Consider the following 21,227-nt stretch of genomic DNA (forward strand, 5'->3'; position numbering starts at 1 on the left):
GCTTCGCGGCCGTGATGGTGCCCGTGGTGCTGTTCATCAACGGCTACACCAAGGGCGACTGGGGCGAGGCCTTTTTGTTCGCGCTGTCGGTGGCCGTGGGCCTGACGCCCGAGATGCTGCCCATGATCGTCACCTCCACGCTGGCCAAGGGTGCCGTGGTGCTGTCGCGCCAGAAGGTGGTGGTCAAGCGCCTGGATGCGATTCAGAATTTTGGCGCCATGGATGTGCTGTGCACCGACAAGACCGGCACGCTGACGCAGGACCGCATCGCGCTGGAGCGCCACACCGATGTGCTGGGCCGTCCCTGCGACGAGGTGCTTCAGCTCGCCTACCTCAACAGCTACTACCAGACCGGGCTCAAGAACCTGCTGGACCGGGCCGTGCTCGAGCATGTGGAGCTGCGCACGCGGCTGCATGTCAACGAGGACTATCGCAAGGTCGACGAAATTCCGTTCGACTTCCAGCGCCGGCGCATGTCCGTGGTGGTGGCCGAGCGCAATCACCACCATGAGCTGATCTGCAAGGGGGCAGTCGAGGAGATCCTCGAGGTCTGCACGCATATCCGGGACAGCGGGCCAGACGGCGAGACCGTGCAGGCCCTGACGCCGCAGCGCCGCGAGCAAGTGCGCGCCGTCACCGAGGCCCTGAACAGCGAGGGGCTGCGCGTGGTGGCGGTGGCCATGAAGGAAGTGCCGCCCGACAGGAACACCTACGGCATCGCCGACGAGTCCGGACTGACGTTGATCGGCTATGTGGCCTTTCTCGACCCGCCCAAGGAGTCCACCCGGGCCGCCATCGCTGCGCTGCTGCAGCACGGTGTGGCGGTCAAGGTGCTCACAGGCGACAACGAGCGGGTGGCATGCAAGGTCTGCCGCGACGTGGGTCTGCAGGTGGACGAGGCGGTTGTCGGCAACGACATCGAGGCCATGGACGAGGAGCAGCTGCGCCGCACCGTGGAGGCGCACCGGCTGTTCGCCCGCCTGACGCCGCTGCACAAGGAACGCATCGTGCGTGCGCTGCGCGCCAATGGTCATGTCACGGGCTTCATGGGCGACGGCATCAACGACGCGCCCGCGCTGCGTGCCGCCGATATCGGCATCAGCGTCGACAGCGGCGTGGACATCGCCCGCGAAGCGGCCGACATCATCCTGCTGGAAAAAAGCCTGATGGTGCTGGAGCAGGGCGTGCTCGAAGGACGCCGCACCTTCAGCAATATGCTCAAGTACATCCGCATGACGGCCAGCTCCAACTTCGGCAACGTGTTCTCGGTGCTGATCGCCTCGGCCTTCATCCCCTTTCTGCCCATGCTGCCCATGCAACTGCTGATGCAGAACCTGCTCTACGACCTGTCGCAGATCGCCATTCCCTTCGACAACGTGGACGAGGAAATGGTCGCGCGGCCGCTGCGCTGGAACCCTCAGGACCTGGGCCGCTTCATGCTCTTCTTCGGCCCCATCAGCTCGCTGTTCGACGTGCTCACCTTCGCGCTGATGTGGTTCGTCTTCCAGGCCAGCACGGCCGGACAGCAAAGCCTGTTCCAGTCGGGCTGGTTCGTGGTGGGACTGCTGACGCAGACACTGATCGTGCACATGATCCGCACACCGAGGATTCCCTTTCTGCAAAGCCGCGCCTCCTGGCCGCTGCTGGCCACCACGGCAGCCATCATGGCCATCGGCATCTTCCTGCCCATGGGCCCGCTGGCCGGGAATTTCAAGCTTCAGGCCCTTCCGTTCGGCTATTTCCCCTGGCTCATCGTCATATTGCTGGCCTATGCTGTGCTGACGACGCTGCTCAAGCGCGTCTATATCCGCAAATATGGCTGGTAAGCCTCAAGACTGCCGTGCGTCTTCGCTGCGGGGCAGGCACGCCAGCCCGGGCGCATGTTTCATGAACCCAGGCACCGATCCGTCGGCCACAACAATCAGAACTTCATGCAATCCCTACAGAACTTCAATCTGCTCGCCACGCTGAACACCGTGCTGTGTCTTGTCGTGGCCTTTGTCTGCGGCGGCATCATCGGCCTGGAGCGCCAGATACGCCAGCGCACGGCGGGCCTGCGCACCAATACCCTGGTCGCCGTGGGCGCGGCCGTGTTCGTCGACCTGGCCATGCGCGTCTCCGGCGCGGACGGCGCCACGCGCGTCATCTCCTATGTGGTCTCGGGCGTGGGCTTTCTGGGCGCCGGCGCCATCATGAAGGAAGGCGCCAACATCACGGGACTGAACACCGCCGCCACGCTGTGGGGCTCGGCCGCCGTCGGCGCCTGCGCGGGCGCGGGTCTGCTGCCAGAGGCCGGCATTGCCACCCTGTTCGTGCTGGCCAGCAACACCTTGCTGCGCCCTGTAGTCAACTACATCAACCGCCACCCCGTGGCCGAGCATGCCAGCGAGGCCACCTACTATGTCTACGTGATCTGCGGCCAGCAAGCCCAGGCCGATGTACGCGAGGGCATGCAGGAGCTGCTGGAGGCGGCCAACTACCCGGTGCGCGCGGTGGAAAAGCACGAAATCCCGCCGCACAACACCGAAATCGAGGCCGAGCTGTTCGCCACGGCCGTGCATGCCGAGGAGCTGGACCAGGTGGTCACGCAGATCGAAACCCTGCCGGGCGTGCTGCAGGCGTTCTGGAGTGCCGGCCCGCAGAATAATTGACTTCCCCGAGCTGTTTTGCGCCCCCCGGAGGGGGACAACGCCCTCGCTGCAAGGCGGCGGGGCCGCCCGGTCCCTTGCCGACCGCCTCTCGCTCCAGGCGTGGCGACTCTTTGCGTCGTTGCCTTGCCTAAGCCGCCGAATCGTCCGAAGGGGCCTGCAGGCCCAGATGGCGGTAGGCGGCCTGCGTGGCCATGCGTCCGCGCGGCGTGCGCTGCAAAAAGCCCTGCTGGATCAGATAGGGCTCGATCACGTCTTCGATGGTGCCCGACTCCTCGCCAATGCTTGCCGCGATATTGTCGAGGCCGACCGGTCCGCCATCGAAACGATGCACCACGGCTTCGAGCAGCTTGCGGTCCATGATGTCGAATCCCTGAGGATCCACATCGAGCATGGCCAGCGCCTTGTCGGCAATCTCGCGCGTGATGCGGCCGTCTCCCTTGACATCGGCATAGTCGCGCACGCGGCGCAGCAGGCGGTTGGCGATACGCGGCGTGCCGCGCGAGCGGCGTGCTATCTCGAAGCAGCCCTCCTCGTCAATCGGCGCGTTCAGCAGGCCTGCACTGCGCCTGACGATGCGCGAGAGCTCCTCGGAGCTGTAGAACTCCAGCCGCGCCACGATGCCGAAGCGATCGCGCAGCGGGTTGGTGAGCATGCCTGCGCGCGTGGTCGCACCGACCAGGGTGAAGGGTTGCAGGTCCAGCTTGATGGAGCGTGCGGCCGGCCCCTCGCCGATCATGATGTCGATCTGATAGTCCTCCAGCGCCGGATAGAGGATTTCCTCGACCACCGGGCTCAGGCGGTGAATCTCGTCGATGAACAGCACATCGTTGGGTTCGAGATTGGTGAGCAGCGCCGCCAGGTCCTTGGGCTTTTCCAATACCGGGCCGCTGGTCTGGCGCAGGTTCACGCCCAGCTCGGCCGCGATGATGTGAGACAGCGTGGTCTTGCCCAGGCCCGGGGGGCCGAACAGAAGCACATGATCGAGCGCCTCGCTGCGCTTCTTGGCTGCGCCGATGAAGATCTCGAGCTGCTCGCGGGCCTTGGCCTGGCCCACATATTCGTCGAGCAGCTTGGGGCGCAAGGCGCGCTCCAGGGCCTCTTCGCCCTGGGAGGAATGCCCTGCCGAGACCATGCGCGGCGCCGCCGCATCGGGGTCTGCAGCCGCACTTCTGGGCTTGCGTGCAGGTGCGGGACTGGCCGCAAATTCGTCGACATGAATCGTCATGGCGGCCATTGTGCCCCAAGCATGGCCGGGATACTGATTAAAAATACAGGGGCACACAAAATCCCACAGTGGCAGCACATCCGGCTTGACGCCTGGGCCCGGGCTTTGCGCACAATGGGGGCAAAGACCTCAGGAGCCCCCCATGCGTATTCACACCCTGGCCGCCACGACCGTCCTGCTTTGCCTGTCCGTTTCGGCCCAGGCCGCGCTCAAGGCCGGCGATGCAGCCCCCGGCTTCAAGACGCCCGCCGCCGTGGCCGGCAAGGCCTTTGACTTCGACATGGCCGAGGCGCTCAAGAAAGGGCCGGTGGTGCTGTATTTCTTCCCCAAGGCCTTCACCTCGGGCTGCACGCTGGAAGCCCATGCCTTCGCCGAAGCCACGCCCCAGTTTGCAGCCATGAACGCCACGGTGGTGGGGATGTCGCATGACGCCATCGACACCCTCAAGCGCTTTTCCACCGAAGCCTGCCGCGACCAGTTTGCCGTGGCCTCGGACCCACAGGCCACCACCATCAGGGCCTATGATGCGGCGGCTGCCGCCAACCCGGCCAGGGCCGACCGCATCTCCTATGTGGTAGGCCAGGACGGAAGAGTGAAGTTCGCCCTCGTCAGCAGCGACCCGCTGGCCCATGTCGAGCAGACCAAGGCGGCCGTCAGGCAGCTGCAGGGGAAATAGGCCCGGCCAGCCCCCTTGATCACTGCGCCAGCCAGTTCCCGATCTGGCTGCTGAAGGTCCGGTCAAAACGGCTGTAGACGTCGGAGCCGCCGCTGACCGTGCACGCGCTGCTGCCGCCGGACAGCGTGCCCACGACACGCCCGCTCACGAAAATGGCCGAGCCGCTGCTGCCGCCTTCGGTAATGCCCTTGCTCCATCCCACGTTCACGAAGTCGCTCTGGGCATTGCCTGGGTTGCAGCTGATGCTGCCTGCACCCAGCGTGCAGTTTCGGTAGCTCTGCACCTGGCCCTCGCCGTACTTGAGGAGGTCGCCCTGCGGGTGATGCAGGCCGTAGATGGCCGTCCCGATCACCGCCGTTCCTCGCGCGTCCCAGCCGGCCAGCGTGACACCGGGAGGCGCTGCGTCATTGAGCCGCATCAGCGTGGCATCATGCGTCGCCGTCGCGTACAGCAAGGTGGCACCGCGCTGCAGCGCCGTGGTCTGTGCAATGGGCTCGAAGCTGTTGCAACTGGCCGAGCGGAAGAACCAGTCCGTGCGCAGCGAGGTCGCCGATGCCTGGGTCGAGATGCAGTGGTTGGCCGACAGGAAATACGGCGTGTAATCGCGCCGGGTGTTGTTCAGCAAGGTGCCCGTGCAGTAGTAGTAGCGGTTGTCGGAGCCCACATAGGTCATGCGCGCCACGGCATTGCGCTCGGTGGCATATTGATCGGCGCAGCTGGCGTCGAGCTCGCAGCCCGCAGCACCGCCCAGATTCTTGAGCACGAGGCTGTCGCGCAGTTCCTGCTCCATCGGCAGGGCCAGGTTGACATAGGCATGGGTGAGCGTGGGAATGGCGATGCGCAGCTGCGAGGTCGAGACTCCGGCAGGCAGCGCGATCTCCAGCGTGACCTCCTCGGCCCCCATATCGGGGGTCCACCAGATGCCTGCAGCCCGGGTATCGCCGTCTGCGCGGCGGTTGCGCGCAATGGCCTCGTTGATGGCCCTTCCCGTGGTCTCGAACCCGGTCTGGCTGCGATCCTGCCGGTACAGCCTGAGCTGGGCGGCGTCGGGCATGGCATCGACCGCCAGGCCCAGCCGCAGGCCGTGGGCACCGGCCGACGTGATGCTGATCGCAGCCACTTGCCCGCCGTCAGGCGCTGTGCTCCAGCGCAGCGCGCGCGCCATGTCGCCAGGGGACTGCAGCGAGGAGAGCTGCCGCGGTGCACCGATCTGCATGGGTTCACCGGGACCGGGCATGACCGGCGAAGGCGCATCGCTCCACTGCGGCAATGCCAGGTTGACGGCCTTGGGACGCACCGCCACGGATGCCACCGCCACGTCTTTGGTCGCAGCCTGGGTAGCCGGGACTGTCAGGGAATCCAGCACATAGACCGTGGGGGGGCCCGGTGGTGTACTGATCTCCGCGCCGCCGCCGACGATCGCCCCTCCGCCGCCACCTGCCCCGTTGGAGCCACCCGCCCCGCCGCCAGGACCGGGATCAGGCACGCTGCCTCCGCCTCCGCCTCCGCAAGCGGTCATCAGCACCACCAGCATCAAGCTGGCGCATCGTGAGGGAATGCGCCTACCCTGTGTCCACCCATGCATAACGTGTTCTCCGAGACCGGCACAGGGCCAGCAAAGCTATTTGGTCAACGCCTTGAGCGCGAGCTTAATGCCCTCGCTCACCCCTACGTCGGGTGGGAGTTTCTTGAGGGCGGCCGAGGCTTCCTTGTCGGAATAGCCCAGCGCCATCAGCGCCTGCTGGATATCGTTTTGCTCATGGTTGTTCGAAAACAGCGACTGCGCACCGGTATCGGCGCCGATCTTGCCCTTGAGCTCGAGCAGCAGGCGCTCGGCGGTCTTCTTGCCAATGCCCGGCACCTTGACCAATCGCCCTGCTTGCTGCTGCGATACCGCGTCCGCGAGATCATCGATGCTCATGCCGCTGAGCACGGCCAATGCCATGCGCGGACCGATGCCGGTAATCTTGATGAGCTCACGGAAGGTCTGGCGCTCGCGGGCCGTTGCAAAGCCGAACAGCAGCTGGGCGTCTTCCCGCACCACGAAATGGGTCAGCAAGGCCACCTTGGCGCCGTTGGCGGGCAGGTTGTAGAAGGTGCTCATGGGCACCTGGACCTCATAGCCCACGCCGGCGCAGTCCACCAGGACTTCGGGCGGGTTTTTTTCCAGCAGCGTTCCCGTCAATTTGCCTATCATTGAAATCCTTTGCCGCACCGTGCGGCGATTCTTTTGAGAAATTATCCGCGTGATCCTGCGCCATACCTTCACTCCCCACAACAATACCCGCCTGACACACCTCTGCGGCCCGGCAGATGCCCATCTGCGCACCGTCGAAGTCGCGCTGGGCGTCAAGATCGCCCACCGTCACGAACAATTCAAGATCGACGGATCCAAGGCCCAGGCCAATGAGGCGCTGGAGCTGCTGCAGGCGCTCTATGAAATCGCAGACCACGTGATTGCCGACGACACGCTGCAGCTGATGCTGGCCGGCGATGTCGAAATGCTGGAGGCCGATCTGACGGCCCCGCAGCTGACCACACGCCGTGCCGACCTGCGCGCCCGCACGCCCAACCAGGCGCTGTATCTGGAAAACATCGCCAATCACGACATCAGCTTCGGCATCGGACCGGCCGGTACCGGCAAGACCTACCTGGCCGTGGCCTGCGCCGTGGACGCACTGGAGCGCAGCGCCGTGCAGCGCATCGTGCTGACCCGGCCTGCCGTGGAAGCCGGCGAGCGCCTGGGCTTTCTGCCCGGCGACCTGACGCAGAAGGTCGACCCCTATCTGCGCCCGCTGTACGACGCGCTCTACGATCTGATGGGTTACGACAAGGTGCAGAAGGCCTTCGAACGCAATGCCCTGGAGATCGCGCCCCTGGCCTTCATGCGCGGGCGCACGCTGAACAACGCCTTCGTGATCCTGGACGAGGCACAGAACACCACGCCCGAACAGATGAAGATGTTTCTGACCCGCATCGGCTTTGGCGCCAAGGCCGTGGTCACGGGCGACGTGAGCCAGGTCGACCTGCCCAAGGGAGCGCCCAGCGGTCTGGTCGATGCCGAGCGCGTGCTCAGGCGTGTCAAGGGCATCTCCATCAACCACTTCACCAGCGCCGACGTGGTGCGCCACCCGCTGGTGGCGCGCATCGTGGACGCCTACGATGCACGGGGGCGCGTGTCCGAAGGGACTTCGGCGCCCAAGCACCGCGCCAGCAGCCCGCGCACGGCCCGCCCCCTGCCCACGGCCGACGAGCTTTAATCACAATCCATAGCTACTAGCGCTTGCTGAATAAAGGCCAGAAGCCAATATGACCTTGAATCAACTGCAACTATCGCTGCAATTCGGCCCCAGCGCCGAGGCCGCTGCCCACCGGGAGCTGCTGAGCCGCAGCCGCGTCACGCGCTGGATCCGCCATGCGCTGGCCGTGGACGCCGAGATCACGGTGCGCATCGTCGATGCCGAGGAAGGCCGCAAGCTCAACCGCGAGTACCGCCAGAAGGACTACGCGACCAATGTGCTGACCTTCGACTATCAGCAGGAGCCGACCGTGATGGCCGACCTGGTGCTCTGCGCCCCCGTGGTGGAGCGCGAGGCCCAGGAGCAGAACAAGACGCTGGAAGAGCATTACGCCCATCTGCTGGTGCATGGCACGCTGCATGCCCAGGGCTGGGACCACGAGACCAGCGAGGAAGACGCCGAAGAGATGGAGGCCTACGAGACCGACATCATGAAGGAAATGGGCTACGAAGACCCCTACGCCAAATAGCGGACAGGCATCGGCCCACGTGCCGTAGACTCCTGAAAACAGAGCTGCCTGCGCAGGTCAATCATGTGTTTCAAAGGTATTTAGCCTTGAAAATCAAGAATGACCAGCGCAGGCAGCTCTTTTTATGAGAGTACCCCGGCCGGGTTTACTCCACGCTCAGGCCGATGCTGCGCACCAGCTGGGCCACGCGCACATCTTCGGTCTTGATCTGTCTGGCAAACACCTGCTGGCCCTCGCCCACGGGAGTGATGCCCTGCTGCAGCAGGCTCTTGCGCAGCTCGGGGTCCTTCAGCGCCTTGTCGGTATCCTGGGCAATGGCCTGGACCACGGCAGCCGGCGTGCCCTTGGGTGCGAACAGGCCGAACCAGGCACCGGCCTCAAAGCCCTTGTAGCTCTCGGCCAGGGTCTGCACCTGGGGCAGCAGCGCATGACGCTGCAGGCCGGACACGGCCAGCGCCGTGAGCTTGCCGCTCTGGATCTGGGTGAGCGCCGGAGCGATCGCAATCAGCATCACATCGACCTGGCCGGCCAGTACATCCTGCAGGCCCTGAGGGCCGCCGCGATAGGGAATGTGCGTGGCGAAAAAGCCTGCGCGCTGCTTGAACTGCTCCATGGCCAGATGCTGGGCACCGCCCGTGCCCGAGGAGGCGTAGTTGATCTTGCCCGGGTGGGATTTGGCGTAGGCCACAAAGTCCTGCAAGGTCTTGAAGCCCTTCCTGGGATTGGCCACCAGCACGAAGTCGGACTGACCCAGCTTGGTCACCGGCACCAGATCGTTCTTGACGTCATAGGGAAGATTGCGCTGCACATTGGGCATGATGGTGATGGCGCTGTCGCCGCCCACCAGCAAGGTGTAGCCGTCGGGCTGGGCCTTGACCACGGCATCCACGGCCGCGACGCCGCCGGCGGCCCCCTTGTTTTCCACCACGATGGCCTGCTTCCAGTCCCTGCCGACGAGATGGCCCACCTGACGGGCCAGCAGATCCGGAGCGCTGCCGGGGCCGTTGGCCACCACCAGCCTGACGGAATGCGCCGGAAATTCCGGCTGCTGCGCCATGGCTGCGCCCGACACCCAGGTTGCGGCCAGCATGGCCCATGCGGTGCGGGAGAGGAAACGGGGCAGGTTCACGGCAAAACTCCTTAACGAAGGAGTGGATTGTCAAAACAATCACTTATTCCTCAAAATATTGTTTTCACATTCTTTTATTTCAAAAAATAATTACCTGCGCAAGATAGAAGCGATGCAGGCCCGCACCTGAAATCGCTCCACCACAAGGCGCAAAGCCGACAGAGACAATCAGGAGACAAGAACATGGAGAACCTGGGCCACCTCGCCCTTTTGCTGGCCGCAGCTTTCACGGCCGGCGCACTCAACGCCGTCGCCGGTGGCGGCAGCTTTCTGACGCTTCCCGCCCTGGTCTTCACCGGCGTGCCGCCGGTGATTGCCAATGCCACAGGCACCGTGGCCCTGCTGCCGGGCTATATGGCGGGCGCCTGGGGCTTCAAGGACGACATGCAGTCCCCGCCGGGCCTGTCCATGAAAAAGGTGCTGGCTCTGTCCCTGATCGGCGGCTCCGCCGGTGCGGCGCTGCTGCTGTTCACCCCCGACGCCACTTTCCGCAAGGTCGTGCCCTGGCTGCTGCTGGCCGCCACCGCCATGTTCGCCTTCGGCCCGCAGCTGCGGGCCTGGGCTGCGGGGCAGAATGCCGCACAAGCCGCCCCATCGGCGGTCAAGGCCGCAGCAGGCATGCTGATCGTGGCCATCTACGGCGGCTACTTCAACGGCGGGCTGGGCATTTTGCTGCTGGCCTTGTTCGGCCTGCTGGGTCAGACCTCGCTCAACGCGATGAACGGCATGAAGAATCTGGTCTCGGCCCTGCTGACGGCGATTGCCGTGGTGATCTACGCCGTGGGCGGCATCGTGGAGTGGAAGCTGGCCCTCCTCATGATGGTGGCCGCCACCCTGGGCGGCTACCTGGGAGCCCGCGTGGCGCGCAGGATCGCGCCCCATGTCCTGCGCTGGGGCATTGTGGCCACAGGGCTGGTCATGGCCGGGCTGTTCTTCGCCAAAGGCTGAAACGCCGTCCAAAGCCAATGCATTCTCGTCACCGAGAATGCATTTTTGCGAGCATCCTACGCTTTGCGCACAGGCGCTGGAGATCAACCGGATGGGTGAGGCCTAGAGTAGCCGAGCCTTCACGTTCTTGCCCTTGACCTTGCCCGCATTGAGCTTGGCGCAGGCTGCCGAGGCGATCCTGCGGTCCACCGCCACATAGGTGGAAAAGTCATTGACGCTGATCTTGCCGATCTGCTCACGGCTGTATCCGAAGTCAGCGCACATGGCCCCCATCACGTCGCCGGCGCGGATCTTTTCCTTGCGCCCACCGATGATCTGGATGGTCATCATGGGCGGCAGCAGCTCGCCACCTGCGGCGGGCGTGAGCTCGTCCACGGAGAAGAACTGCGAAGCCCGGCCTTGCAATTGTTCGATCTTGCCTACGCTGCCCATCTCGTCCATGGACACCAGATTCAGCGCCAGCCCTTCGGCATCGCCGCGACCGGTGCGGCCGATGCGGTGGATATGGACCTCGGGGTCGGGCGTGACATCGACATTGATGACGGCAGACAGATCGGCGATGTCCAGACCGCGCGCCGCCACATCGGTGGCGACCAGCACGCTGCAGCTCTTGTTGGCGAACTGCACCAGCACTTCGTCGCGCTCGCGCTGCTCCAGCTCGCCAAACAGGGCCAGGGCGCTAAAGCCCTGGGCCTGCAGCTCGCTCACCACGTCGCGGCACTGCTGCTTGGTGTTGCAAAAAGCAATGCTGGACTCGGGACGGAAGTGCGCCAGCAGCCTGGCCACCGTGCCCACTTTTTCTCTAGCGCCGACCTCGTACCAGCGCTGCGCGATCTTGCCAGCGCTGTGCTGGGTCGCAACCTTGACGGTCTGCGGATCGCGCATGAAGCGGCTGGCCAGCGAGGCAATGCCTTCGGGGTAGGTGGCCGAGAACAGCAGGGTCTGGCGATCCACCGGGCATTGGCGCACCACGGTTTCGATGTCGCCGAGAAAGCCCATGTCCAGCATGCGATCGGCCTCGTCCAGCACCAGGGTCTTGAGGTTGCCGATATCGAGCTTGCCGCGCTCCATCAGATCCATCACGCGCCCGGGTGTGCCGACGACGATGTGGGCGCCGTTTTCCAGCGAGGCGATCTGGTTGCGCGAGGGCACGCCGCCATAGACGGTGACGACCTTGATATTGTCCTGCGCGCGCGCCAGGCGGCGGATTTCGGTGGCGACCTGGTCGGCCAGTTCGCGCGTGGGGCACAGCACCAGGGCCTGGACGGCAAACCAGCGCGGGTTCAGGCGATCGACCATGGGCAGGCCGAAGGCAGCCGTCTTGCCGCTGCCGGTGCTGGCCTGGGCGATCAGGTCCTTGCCCTGCAGGGTCAGCGGCAGGCTGGCGGCCTGGATGGGCGTCATCTGCGCATAGCCGAGCTGCTGGAGATTGGCCAGCATTTCAGGGGACAGGGGCAGCGCCGAGAAAGCGGTGAAATCAGAGGCCTGGGCGGCGCTGGTGGAGGTATTCATGGGAGCGGATTATCCCGGGCCTGCGCGACAAAAGCCTTGTGCCATCGTTATTCACGGTGCCATTTGCGGGTTGCCCCTCTTCAATTCAAGCCGGCCATGCTCCTAGTCTGAAAGCGCGCTCTCCATGAGCTGCCTCTGTTTGAAGCCAACCACAGACCCTCACATGCACCCTATCCTTACCCGCAAGTTCTGCGCCGTCGCCGCGCTGGCCGTCACTCTGGGCTCGGCCCAGGCAGCGGAGCTGGATCCCCAGCCGCTCAAGCCCCAGCTGCAGCAGCTGATCGCCCAGATGTATCCGCAGATGCGCGGAATCTACGAAGACCTGCATGCCAACCCCGAACTGGGCTTTCAGGAAACGCGCACCGCCGCCAAGCTGGCTGCCGAGATGCGCAAGCTGGGCTTTGAGGTCACCGAGGGCATTGGCAAGACCGGTCTGGTCGCCATCTACCGCAATGGTGCGGGCCCCACCGTCATGGTGCGCACCGAGCTGGACGCCCTGCCGATGGAGGAAAAAACCAGCCTGCCCTATGCGAGCAAGGCCAAGGCCCAGTACAACGGCAAGGAGAGCTTTGTCGCCCATAGCTGCGGCCACGACATGCATATGACCAGCTGGCTGGGCACGGCGCAGGCGCTGCTGGGCCTGAAAAACCAATGGAAGGGCACGCTGATGTTCGTGGCCCAGCCATCCGAGGAAACCGTGACCGGAGCCAAGGCCATGCTGGCCGACGGTCTGTTCAAGAAATTCGGCAAACCCGACTACGCTTTTGCGCTGCATACCGGCTCCATGCCTTATGGCACGGTCGGCTATGTGGCCGGGCCGGCGACCTCCAATTCGGACTCGCTGGACATCACGTTTCATGGCCGTGGCAGCCATGGCTCCATGCCGGACAAAGGCATCGACCCCGTGCTCATGGCCTCACGCTTTGTGGTCGATGTACAGGGCGTGATCAGCCGCGAGAAAGACCCCATGGAATTCGGCGTGGTCACCGTGGGTGCCTTCAATGCGGGCAGCGCGGGCAATATCATTCCCGACCAGGCGCGACTGCTCGGAACAATCCGCAGCTACAAGAGCGAGGTGCGCACAAAAATGCACGAAGGCATTGAGCGCACGGCCAAGGCCGAAGCCGCCATGTCGGGCGCTCCTGCACCCGAGGTCAAGCTGGTCAAGGGCTCGGATGCCGTGGTCAATGACGCGGCACTGGTAGGCCGCACGGTCAAGCTGTTCAAGGCCGCACTCGGCGACCGCAATGTGATCCCCATCTCACCCATCACGGCCAGCGAAGATTTCTCGGACTTCATCAATCAGGGTGTGCCATCCATGTTCTACACCCTGGGCGTGTACGACCCCAAGAAGGTGGCCGAGGCCAGTCAGCCCGGTGGCAAGCCCCTGCCCTTCAATCACTCACCCTTCTTCGCCCCGGAACCCGAACCCACGTTCAAGACCGGCGTGGAAACCATGACCCTGGCGGTCATGAACGTGATGCAGTAAGCAGCGCCAGCCCCGCCACCGGGGCTGCCGTCACTGCATCTGCTCCAGATTGCCGATGCGCACCAGCATCTCGGTGAACATCTGCATGTCCGTGCGCAGATCCGGCAGCTCCTGGTACTCCAGCGCATTGTGGGCCGTGTACTTCTTGCCGGGCATGGCGGGGCCGAAGTTGATGGCGTTGGGCATGAGCTTGGCGGTGGTGCTGCCGGCAGTAGGAACGGGCTTTGCATCCAGCCCCGTGGTGTCGCCAAAGATATTGAGCAAAGTGCTCAGCCATGCGCCCTTGGGGTCGCGGGCCATCCAGTTGCCCTGGGTGTATTGCACGCTGACCGGCACCTTGGCCGCCTCGCTCCAGCGGGCAATGCCCTGCTCGACCTCGGCGCGCAGCTGCTCCGGCGTCTTGCCGCGCGGCATGCGAGCATTGGCGGTCACCTCGAGCTTGCCGTCCGCGAATTTGATGAGATTGGGCGACAGCGTGAGCGGCCCCATGAAATCATCGGCATAGGCAATGCCCAGCTGCCGGCCCAGATAGTCCAGACCGAACACGCCATTGATATAGCGCACGGCCTGGCTGTACTGATTGGGCTGCAGCAGTGACGCACCCTGTTCGGGCATCAGGCTCTGCTGCAGGAACAGCGACAGACGCGGCACGGGATTGACCCCTTCCTCAGGGCGCGAGCCGTGGGCCGAGGCTCCGGTGACCTTGACCGTGACCACGCCCTCGGCGCGCTGCACCTCGATGGCGAACCGGCCCTGTGCCTCGTGACGACGCACAAACTCATCCTTCTCCATGGACAGGCGCTGCGCAATCTGCTCCAGCGCGTCCGTATCGGTGGCAGAGACGGTGGCAGAGGCCGTCTGAGCAATGGAGTTGGCCGAAGCGGCACCGGTCATCGCCGTGATGGCGGGCCTGGCGGCATCGACGGCCACCTCTGCAAACAGGGCCTTGAGCGCGCCCGTGCCCTTTTCCGCAACCACGGCCGGGTACTTGCTGTCCAGCACGATGTTGTACTGAGGCAGCGCGGTCTTGCCCTGGTAGTACTTCATGGCATCGCCGCCGGTTTCCTCGGTGGTCTCGATCATCAGACGAATGCTGCGCGACAGCGGCAGACCGCTGTCCTTGACCGCCTTCATCGCGTACAGCACGGTGGCGATCGAGCCCTTGTCGTCAATCGTGCCGCGCCCATACAGCCGATCGCCCACACGGGTGACCTGGAAAGGATCGATCTGCCTGCCGTCCAGCACCCACTCGGAAGGCACTGCCGGCACCACATCGGCATGGGTCAGGATGCCGAACTCGGCGGCCTCACCGGCCCGATATGCCGTATTCGCAGGCAATGTCACTTCAAAGATGCGGTTGTCCACATTGCGAAAGCGCAGCCCGAATTCAGCAGCCATGGACGCCACAAGCCTGCCGAAGTCCAGGATGGCCGGACTTTCATGCGGAGGCACCTTGGGATCGCGCACCGTGGGCAGCGCCACCATGCGCTGCAGACTCTCCAGTACCGCTGTCTCCTGAGTCAGACGGTTGTAGACCCCCAGCAACCGGGCGATATCCGCGAGCTCGCCCTCCGACAGCGTCTGGCCGAGCGTATAGCGCTGCACGGCTGCCGCCACGCCAGGCTCGGCCCTGGCGGCCTGCTGTGCAAAGGCCTTGAACGATGCGGGCGGGGTCGCGGCAGACGCGGCGATCAGTGCGTCCAGCGCTGGTTTCTTCAGGGTCTGCGCCTGGATGGGCAGACTGACGCCTGCCAGACCGAGAATCAGGCCGGCGGCAATGAGGGACAGAGAGGGCTTGCAGGATGGCGTCATGGAAAGCTCTGGTTGAAATCGCGGTGACGGATGGGCTCGCAGGCGCGGCCTTGCCTAGGCCTGCGGCTCCATGCGCAGGGGAATGGTGACGGGCCCGTCATTGACCAGATGCACCTGCATGTCGGCGGCAAACTCGCCGGTCTGCACCTGAGCATGGGCCAGCCTGGCCTGGCCCACAAAGTATTCATAGAGGCGCCGGCCTTCGTCGGGCGCGGCGGCGGCCGTAAAGCTGGGGCGGTTGCCGCCCCGGGTATCGGCCGCCAGTGTGAACTGGCTGACCACCAGCAGTCCTCCGCCGACGTCCTGCAGGCTTTTGTTCATCTTGCCGCACTCGTCGCTGAAGATGCGCAGCTTGAGCAGCTTGGCCAACAGCTTGTCGGCCTCGGCCTCGGTATCTCCGCGCTCGGCGCAGACCAGCGCCAGCAGACCCTGGCCGATCTGGCCGGTAATGCGACCCTCGACCTCCACGCGCGCCTGCTTGACGCGCTGAATCACACTCATCATGTACTGAAACCTTCCCTTGCAGCGCCCTGGGCATCGCTGCCCAGCTCTCCGTCCGCCACTTCACTGACCGTGTTCATGCCCGTGGGCAGCAGCTCGATGCGGGCATACAGGCCCGGAACGGCCTGCAGCAGCGCGGCTTCGATCTCCGAGCGCAATTGTGCCGCGCGCTGGACGCTCCACTGCCCGGGAACATGCATGTGAAAGTCGACGAAGCTGCGCTCCCCCGCCTGGCGGCTGGAGATATTGTCGAAGCTCACCCCTTCGCTGCGCCTGGCAAAGCTGTCCAGCAGGATGTCGATCCTGAGGCGCTGCGGCGCATCCAGCGCCTGATCCATCAGACCTTGCGAGGACTGCCAGACCAGTTGCACACCCTGCACGCAGATATGCACTGCCACTGCCAGAGCCACCAGCGCATCCACCCACAGCCAGCCCGTCAGTGCCGCCGCCAGCAAGCCGACCACCACGCCCACGGAAGTCCAGACATCGGTCAGCAGATGCCGCGCGTCGCCCTCCAGTGCCATCGAGCGGTACTTGCGCGAGGATCGCAGCATGACCCAGGCCAGCAGACCGTTGAAGACCGTGCTCAGCAGCGACAGCATCAGACCCCAGCTCAGCTGCTCCAGGGGCTGCGGATTCCACAGGCGCGACAGCGCTGCCCAGGCGATGGCCAGGCTGGCGCCGATGACCAGCACACCTTCGAAACCGGCCGAGAAGTACTCCGCCTTGTAATGACCATAGGGGTGCTCGGTGTCCGCCGGTCGCTTGGCCACGGTCACCATGGTCAGGGCAAACATGGCTCCGGCCAGATTCACGAAAGACTCCAGCGCATCGGACAACAGGCCCACCGAGCCGGTCAGCCACCAGGCCAGAGTCTTGAGCACAATGGTGAGCAGCGCCACCACCACGGACAGACGCAGCAGATTGTGCGGCTGCAACCATTGTGAAGAGGTTGAAACGTCGGAATTGAGCATATGTGGATACTGAAGCCTATGTCACCAAGTGTTCTGATACATCAATAGTCTTTGCAAGTTGCCCCCGGGACAATTCACAATCCCTTATCGTGACGGACATGTCATGGTCGCGGCCGACCTGATTCCTATATAAATACTCCCAGAAAAAAGGGAGGCGCATGCCTGATACGTTGACAGCACAGCAACCGAGGGATGAGGACGCCATTCTTCGACTGGTGGCCGATACAGCACCCGCAATGCTGGCTTATTTTGATGCCGAAACCCGTGCCTGCCGATTTGCCAACGCGCGCTACGCCGAGCACTTCGGTCACACCCTGCAATCCATCGTGGGCATGGATGTGCGCGACATCGTGGGCGAGCCGGTCTGGACTCAGATCGAACCTTATCTGAACTCCGTGGCTGTGGACAGCACCCAGACGCTGCGCATCACGCGCCAGGTCGAAAACGAAATCGGCCGGCTGCAGCACTTCGAGGCGGTGCTGCGGCCTCATGCGGAAAAAGGCGTCCTCAGGGGGGTGGTGGCGCTGATGACCGATGTCAGCCACCACCATCAGGCAACACAGCAGATACGCGACAGTGAAGAGCGCATGCGCAAGTTCGCATCCATCACCACCGAAGCCATCGTGCTCCATCGCGACGGCGTCATCATGGACGGCAATGATGCGCTGTCCCGGCTGGTTGGCTACTCCCTCGATGAGTTGCGTGGAACGCCGGTGCTCGATTACGTGGCCCCCGAGGCGCGCTTGAGGGCCCTGCAGAACATGCGCAGCGAGCGCGAAGACCGGCTTGAGTCCGTGGTCGTGCACAAGAACGGCCAGCTCATCCCCGTGGAGATAGAGGCCAGCACCATGCCCGGTGAAAAAGACCGGCATCGCATCGTCCTGCTGCGCGACCTGACCGCGAACCTCCAGACCCGGCAGCGCATGGACTATCTGACCCAGCATGACCTGCTGACGCATCTGCCCAACCGTGCACGCCTCAACCATCTGCTGACCGATGCCATCGCCAGGGCCGCAGGCGAGCAATCGCGACTGGCGGTGCTGTCGCTGGACCTGGACCAGTTCAAGGCCGTGAACGATTCGCTCAGTCATCAGGCGGGAGATCTCCTGCTGTGCGAGCTGGCGCAACGGCTCAGGAGCACCGTCGGCGCTCAGGATATCGTGGCACGCACCGGCAGTGACGACTTTGTGGTCGTGCTGCCCGACAACCCCGGCCTGCTGGAGACCGAGGCCCTGCTGGCCCGGCTGCGCGCCACGGCGGAGGCCCCCTACCTGATAGAAGGCACCCAGCTGGTGATTTCCGTCAGTGTCGGCATCGCCATGTATCCCAAGGACGGGAAGTGCCCGGCCTCCCTGCTGAGCAATGCCGAGGCCGCCATGCAGATGGCCAAGAGCCGCGGACGCAGCTTCTCCCAGTTCTACACGCCGGCGCTGGAGAGCCGGGCCACACGCATGCTGATGCAGGAGCAGATGCTGCGCAACGCCGTGGAGCATGGCGAATTCGAACTGCATTACCAGCCGCAGACCCTGATGCAGACCGGCGAGCTTGCAGGCTTCGAAGCCCTGGTGCGCTGGCGGCACCCGCACCGCGGCCTGGTATCGCCCGACGAGTTCATCGGCTTTGCCGAAAACCGGGGGCTGATCGCCGCCGTGGATCGCTGGGTACTCCATCAGGCCTGCCGCCAGGCCCATGCCTGGCAGCAACAGGGCTTTCCGGCCATTCCCGTGGCCATCAACCTGTCGGCACAGGAGTTCCGCCAGCGCGATGTCGTCAAGGAAGTGGCCCAGGCCCTTGCCGACACGGGGCTGAAGGCCTGCCATCTGCATATCGAGGTGACGGAGACCACGCTGATGCTCTCGGGCAACCAGATGCAGCAGACCCTGCATGCCCTCAAGGCGCTGGGGGTGGGACTGGCCATCGACGATTTCGGCACGGGCTACTCGTCTCTGGCCTATCTGCGCAAGCACCCCATAGACCGGCTCAAGATCGACCGCTCGTTCGTGACCGACCTGCCCCACAACCCGGATGCCGCCGCCATCGTCAATGCCATCGTGCAGATGGGCCAGAGCCTGCACCTGGAGATTCTGGCCGAAGGTGTGGAAAGCACGGAACAGCGGGACATGCTCAGAAAGATGGGCTGTGCCATGATGCAAGGGTTTCTCGTGTCAGCGCCATTACCTGCCGAGCAGGCTTCGGCATGGATGTCGCAACACTGTCAACGGCTCCGAAGACAATAATGCATGGCCTCGAATACACCGACACCCTCTCATAAGAACAGCAGCATGTTCCACACCGATGCCCTCCAGGCACTAGCCCATGTGCAGCAGTTGTACCGCGAGCAGATTGATCACCTGCGAGCTGCCATGCAGCGCTTCGTGGCGGGCGAGACCCCGGCCGCGCCCATACACGCCTACTACCCGTTTGTGCGCATCAAGACCACAACCGTGGCACAGGCAGACACCAAGCTGACCTACGGCTTTGTGGAGGGGCCCGGCACCTATGAGGCCACGCTGACCCGGCCCGACCTGTTTGCCAGCTATTTCGGCGAACAGCTGCGCCTGCTGATCCTGCACCACCAGGTGCCCATCGAAGTGGGTCTCAGCGACAAGCCCATCCCCATCCATTTCTCGTTTGCCGACAACGACCATATCGAAGGCTCGCTCTCGCCGGAGCGCCGCATGCTCATGCGAGATGTGTTCGACCTGCCCGATCTGGAATCCATGGACGACGGTATCGCCAACGGTACCTGGCGCGCTGCGGCGGGCGAGGCCCTGCCGCTGTCGCTGTTCACGGCGCCACGCGTGGACTATTCGCTGCACCGGCTGCGCCACTACACGGGCACGGCCCCCGACTGGTTTCAGAACTTCGTGCTGTTCACCAACTACCAGTTCTATATCGACGAATTCATCCGCCTGGGCCATGCCGAGATGGCCAAGGAGGACAGCGAGTACATCGCCTTTGTCGAACCCGGCAATGTGGTGACCCGCCGCGCCGGCCTGCCCGCGGAAGCCGTCGACGAACTCGGGAATGCACCGCCGCGTCTGCCGCAGATGCCGGGCTATCACCTGGTGCGCGCGGACAACAGCGGCATCACCATGGTCAATATCGGGGTGGGCCCGGCCAATGCCAAGACCATCACCGACCATATCGCCGTGCTGCGCCCTCATGCCTGGATGATGCTGGGCCACTGCGCGGGCCTGCGCAACAGCCAGCAACTGGGCGACTATGTACTCGCCCATGCCTATGTGCGCGAGGACCATGTGCTGGACGAAGAGCTGCCGCTGTGGGTGCCGATTCCCGCGCTTGCTGAAATCCAGGTCGCGCTTCAGCAGGCCGTGGCCGACGTGACGCAGATGGAGCGTGCCGATCTCAAGCGCATCATGCGCACCGGCACCGTGGCCAGCACCGACAACCGCAACTGGGAGCTGCTGCCCGACAACCTGCCCCAGCGCCGCTTCAGCCAGAGCCGCGCCGTGGCGCTGGACATGGAATCTGCCACCATTGCCGCCAACGGCTTCCGCTTCCGCGTGCCCTATGGCACCTTGCTGTGCGTCAGCGACAAGCCGCTACATGGCGAAATCAAGCTGCCCGGCATGGCCAACCATTTCTATCGCGAGCGCGTGGACCAGCATCTGCGCATCGGCATGCGTGCCGTGGACATCCTGCGCGAAGGCGGCTCCGACCGCCTGCACAGCCGCAAGCTGCGCAGCTTTGACGAGGTGGCCTTCCAGTAAGGCTGGGCCCATGCTCGAGGTCGATCAGTTCTCCATGACGTTGATGGTCGCCATCAACCTGATGCTGGTCGCCTTCTCGCTGCCATGGTTCATGGGGCCCCTGCTGAGCCGGGCGGCCCGCAATGCACAACAGTTCCTGCTGCTGCAAAGCCTGGCCTGGCTGCTGGTGCTCAGCGCCACGCGCTCCACCTCGCTGGCCTGGAATACCCTGCTGTCCGTCGCGGCGACCGCTGCCTCGGCAAGTGCCCTGTGGCAGCTGCAGAAGGCCCTCAAGGGCTGGCTGGGCCCCAGAAGGCAGTTGCTGGTGCACGCCATCGCCGTGCTCTGCCTGCTGGCACTGTGCGGAGAGCTGTTGCTGATTCAGCACCAGGCTTACCGGCTTGTCTGGTTCAACATCTGCTATGGCCTGGCCATTGGGTCGCTGGCCAGCCTGGCCTTGTTTCCGCGCACCCCTGCCGCCAGGACCTGGCGCTATCTGTTCTTCGGCATCGGTCTGTGCACGGCCCTGGCCCTGCTCGCTCGCAGCTACCTGGCTCTGCATGCGCATTGGATCTACAGCTTCGAACAAGAGCCTGATGCCGGTCCGTCCCTGTCCTGGCTGGTGCCCCTGTTCACTGCCGTCCTGTTTGTGGCGATCCTGATGGCCTGGCGTGACGAGGAACATCGCCGGCAGCAGGCGGACAGACCCGAAGACAGCCTGACCGGTCTGCCGCTGCGCCAGGCCATCCGCAACCAGGCCCGCCTCATGCTCAACCGGGCGCAACGTGAAGATCTGCCGCTGGCCTTGATCCTGATCGACATGGATCAT

18 protein-coding genes are annotated in these 21,227 nt (G+C 64.3%); 10 read left to right on the forward strand and 8 right to left on the reverse strand.

Translation table 11 applies throughout. The features are described from left to right. Both mgtA and E2583_RS20540 read left to right on the forward strand, forming a co-directional pair. Positions 1–1,826: magnesium-translocating P-type ATPase (gene mgtA, locus E2583_RS20535; RefSeq protein ID WP_291598145.1), on the forward strand; the 1,826-nt coding region annotated here is incomplete at its 5' end. 105 nt (positions 1,827–1,931) lie between these two features. After that, positions 1,932–2,651, forward strand: a complete 720-nt coding sequence (locus tag E2583_RS20540) for an MgtC/SapB family protein (protein ID WP_291598146.1) — start codon at positions 1,932–1,934, stop codon at positions 2,649–2,651. 127 nt (positions 2,652–2,778) lie between these two features. Here E2583_RS20540 and ruvB read toward each other — a convergent pair whose 3' ends face one another. Beyond that, positions 2,779–3,876, reverse strand: coding sequence for a Holliday junction branch migration DNA helicase RuvB (gene ruvB, locus E2583_RS20545; protein ID WP_291598148.1), 1,098 nt, complete (start codon positions 3,874–3,876; stop codon positions 2,779–2,781). Positions 3,877–4,018: 142 nt separating this feature from the next. On the opposite strand from ruvB, the gene E2583_RS20550 reads away from it, so the two are divergent. Continuing rightward, entirely contained in the window at positions 4,019–4,552 is a 534-nt protein-coding gene (locus tag E2583_RS20550) for a peroxiredoxin (RefSeq protein WP_291598151.1), read from the forward strand. A 19-nt stretch (positions 4,553–4,571) separates the two neighbouring features. Here E2583_RS20550 and E2583_RS20555 read toward each other — a convergent pair whose 3' ends face one another. Both E2583_RS20555 and ruvA read right to left on the reverse strand, forming a co-directional pair. Then, positions 4,572–6,038, reverse strand: coding sequence for a serine protease (locus E2583_RS20555; RefSeq protein WP_291598153.1), 1,467 nt, complete (start codon positions 6,036–6,038; stop codon positions 4,572–4,574). 135 nt (positions 6,039–6,173) lie between these two features. Then, complete coding sequence (ruvA, locus tag E2583_RS20560; protein WP_291598154.1) at positions 6,174–6,749, reverse strand: Holliday junction branch migration protein RuvA; 576 nt, start codon at positions 6,747–6,749, stop codon at positions 6,174–6,176. A 49-nt stretch (positions 6,750–6,798) separates the two neighbouring features. On the opposite strand from ruvA, the gene E2583_RS20565 reads away from it, so the two are divergent. After that, positions 6,799–7,812 (forward strand): PhoH family protein, encoded by a 1,014-nt coding sequence (locus tag E2583_RS20565; RefSeq protein ID WP_291598156.1) that lies wholly within the window; start codon positions 6,799–6,801, stop codon positions 7,810–7,812. A 49-nt stretch (positions 7,813–7,861) separates the two neighbouring features. Beyond that, positions 7,862–8,320 (forward strand): rRNA maturation RNase YbeY, encoded by a 459-nt coding sequence (ybeY, locus tag E2583_RS20570; protein ID WP_003050847.1) that lies wholly within the window; start codon positions 7,862–7,864, stop codon positions 8,318–8,320. A gap of 145 nt (positions 8,321–8,465) precedes the next feature. Here the strand turns inward: ybeY and E2583_RS20575 are convergent, their stop codons facing one another. After that, positions 8,466–9,449, reverse strand: a complete 984-nt coding sequence (locus tag E2583_RS20575; RefSeq protein ID WP_291598158.1) for a tripartite tricarboxylate transporter substrate binding protein — start codon at positions 9,447–9,449, stop codon at positions 8,466–8,468. Positions 9,450–9,632: 183 nt separating this feature from the next. On the opposite strand from E2583_RS20575, the gene E2583_RS20580 reads away from it, so the two are divergent. After that, complete coding sequence (locus E2583_RS20580; RefSeq protein WP_291598160.1) at positions 9,633–10,397, forward strand: sulfite exporter TauE/SafE family protein; 765 nt, start codon at positions 9,633–9,635, stop codon at positions 10,395–10,397. Between the two features lie 102 nt (positions 10,398–10,499). Here E2583_RS20580 and dbpA read toward each other — a convergent pair whose 3' ends face one another. Then, complete coding sequence (gene dbpA / locus E2583_RS20585) at positions 10,500–11,909, reverse strand: ATP-dependent RNA helicase DbpA (protein ID WP_291598161.1); 1,410 nt, start codon at positions 11,907–11,909, stop codon at positions 10,500–10,502. A 163-nt stretch (positions 11,910–12,072) separates the two neighbouring features. Here dbpA and E2583_RS20590 point away from each other — a divergent pair, with 163 nt between their 5' ends. After that, positions 12,073–13,398 (forward strand): amidohydrolase, encoded by a 1,326-nt coding sequence (locus E2583_RS20590; RefSeq protein ID WP_291598162.1) that lies wholly within the window; start codon positions 12,073–12,075, stop codon positions 13,396–13,398. A gap of 30 nt (positions 13,399–13,428) precedes the next feature. Here E2583_RS20590 and E2583_RS20595 read toward each other — a convergent pair whose 3' ends face one another. The 3 genes from E2583_RS20595 to E2583_RS20605 are packed head-to-tail and all read right to left on the reverse strand — an operon-like array spanning position 13,429 to position 16,685. After that, positions 13,429–15,210 (reverse strand): dipeptidase, encoded by a 1,782-nt coding sequence (locus E2583_RS20595; protein WP_291598164.1) that lies wholly within the window; start codon positions 15,208–15,210, stop codon positions 13,429–13,431. Between the two features lie 54 nt (positions 15,211–15,264). Further along, positions 15,265–15,714 carry a D-aminoacyl-tRNA deacylase gene (dtd, locus tag E2583_RS20600; RefSeq protein WP_291598165.1) on the reverse strand — a complete coding sequence of 150 codons (450 nt, stop codon included), beginning with the start codon at positions 15,712–15,714 and terminating at the stop codon, positions 15,265–15,267. After that, the gene (locus E2583_RS20605; protein ID WP_291598166.1) at positions 15,711–16,685 is read right to left on the reverse strand and encodes a cation diffusion facilitator family transporter; all 975 of its coding nucleotides are present in this window, start codon (positions 16,683–16,685) and stop codon (positions 15,711–15,713) included. The genes dtd and E2583_RS20605 overlap by 4 nt, the downstream gene beginning before the upstream one ends. Positions 16,686–16,843: 158 nt before the next feature. Between E2583_RS20605 and E2583_RS20610 the strand changes: the two genes are divergently transcribed. The 3 genes from E2583_RS20610 to E2583_RS20620 form a co-directional block, all read left to right on the forward strand. Further along, the gene (locus E2583_RS20610) at positions 16,844–18,922 is read left to right on the forward strand and encodes an EAL domain-containing protein (RefSeq protein ID WP_291598168.1); all 2,079 of its coding nucleotides are present in this window, start codon (positions 16,844–16,846) and stop codon (positions 18,920–18,922) included. Positions 18,923–18,967: 45 nt separating this feature from the next. Next, positions 18,968–20,419, forward strand: a complete 1,452-nt coding sequence (locus tag E2583_RS20615; protein WP_034399332.1) for an AMP nucleosidase — start codon at positions 18,968–18,970, stop codon at positions 20,417–20,419. A 10-nt stretch (positions 20,420–20,429) separates the two neighbouring features. Then, on the forward strand, positions 20,430–21,227 hold a 798-nt coding region (locus E2583_RS20620; protein WP_291598170.1), incomplete at its 3' end, for a GGDEF domain-containing protein.

The sequence above is a fragment of the Comamonas sp. genome, assembly GCF_009360615.1.
Classification (GTDB): Bacteria; Pseudomonadota; Gammaproteobacteria; order Burkholderiales; family Burkholderiaceae_C; genus Comamonas.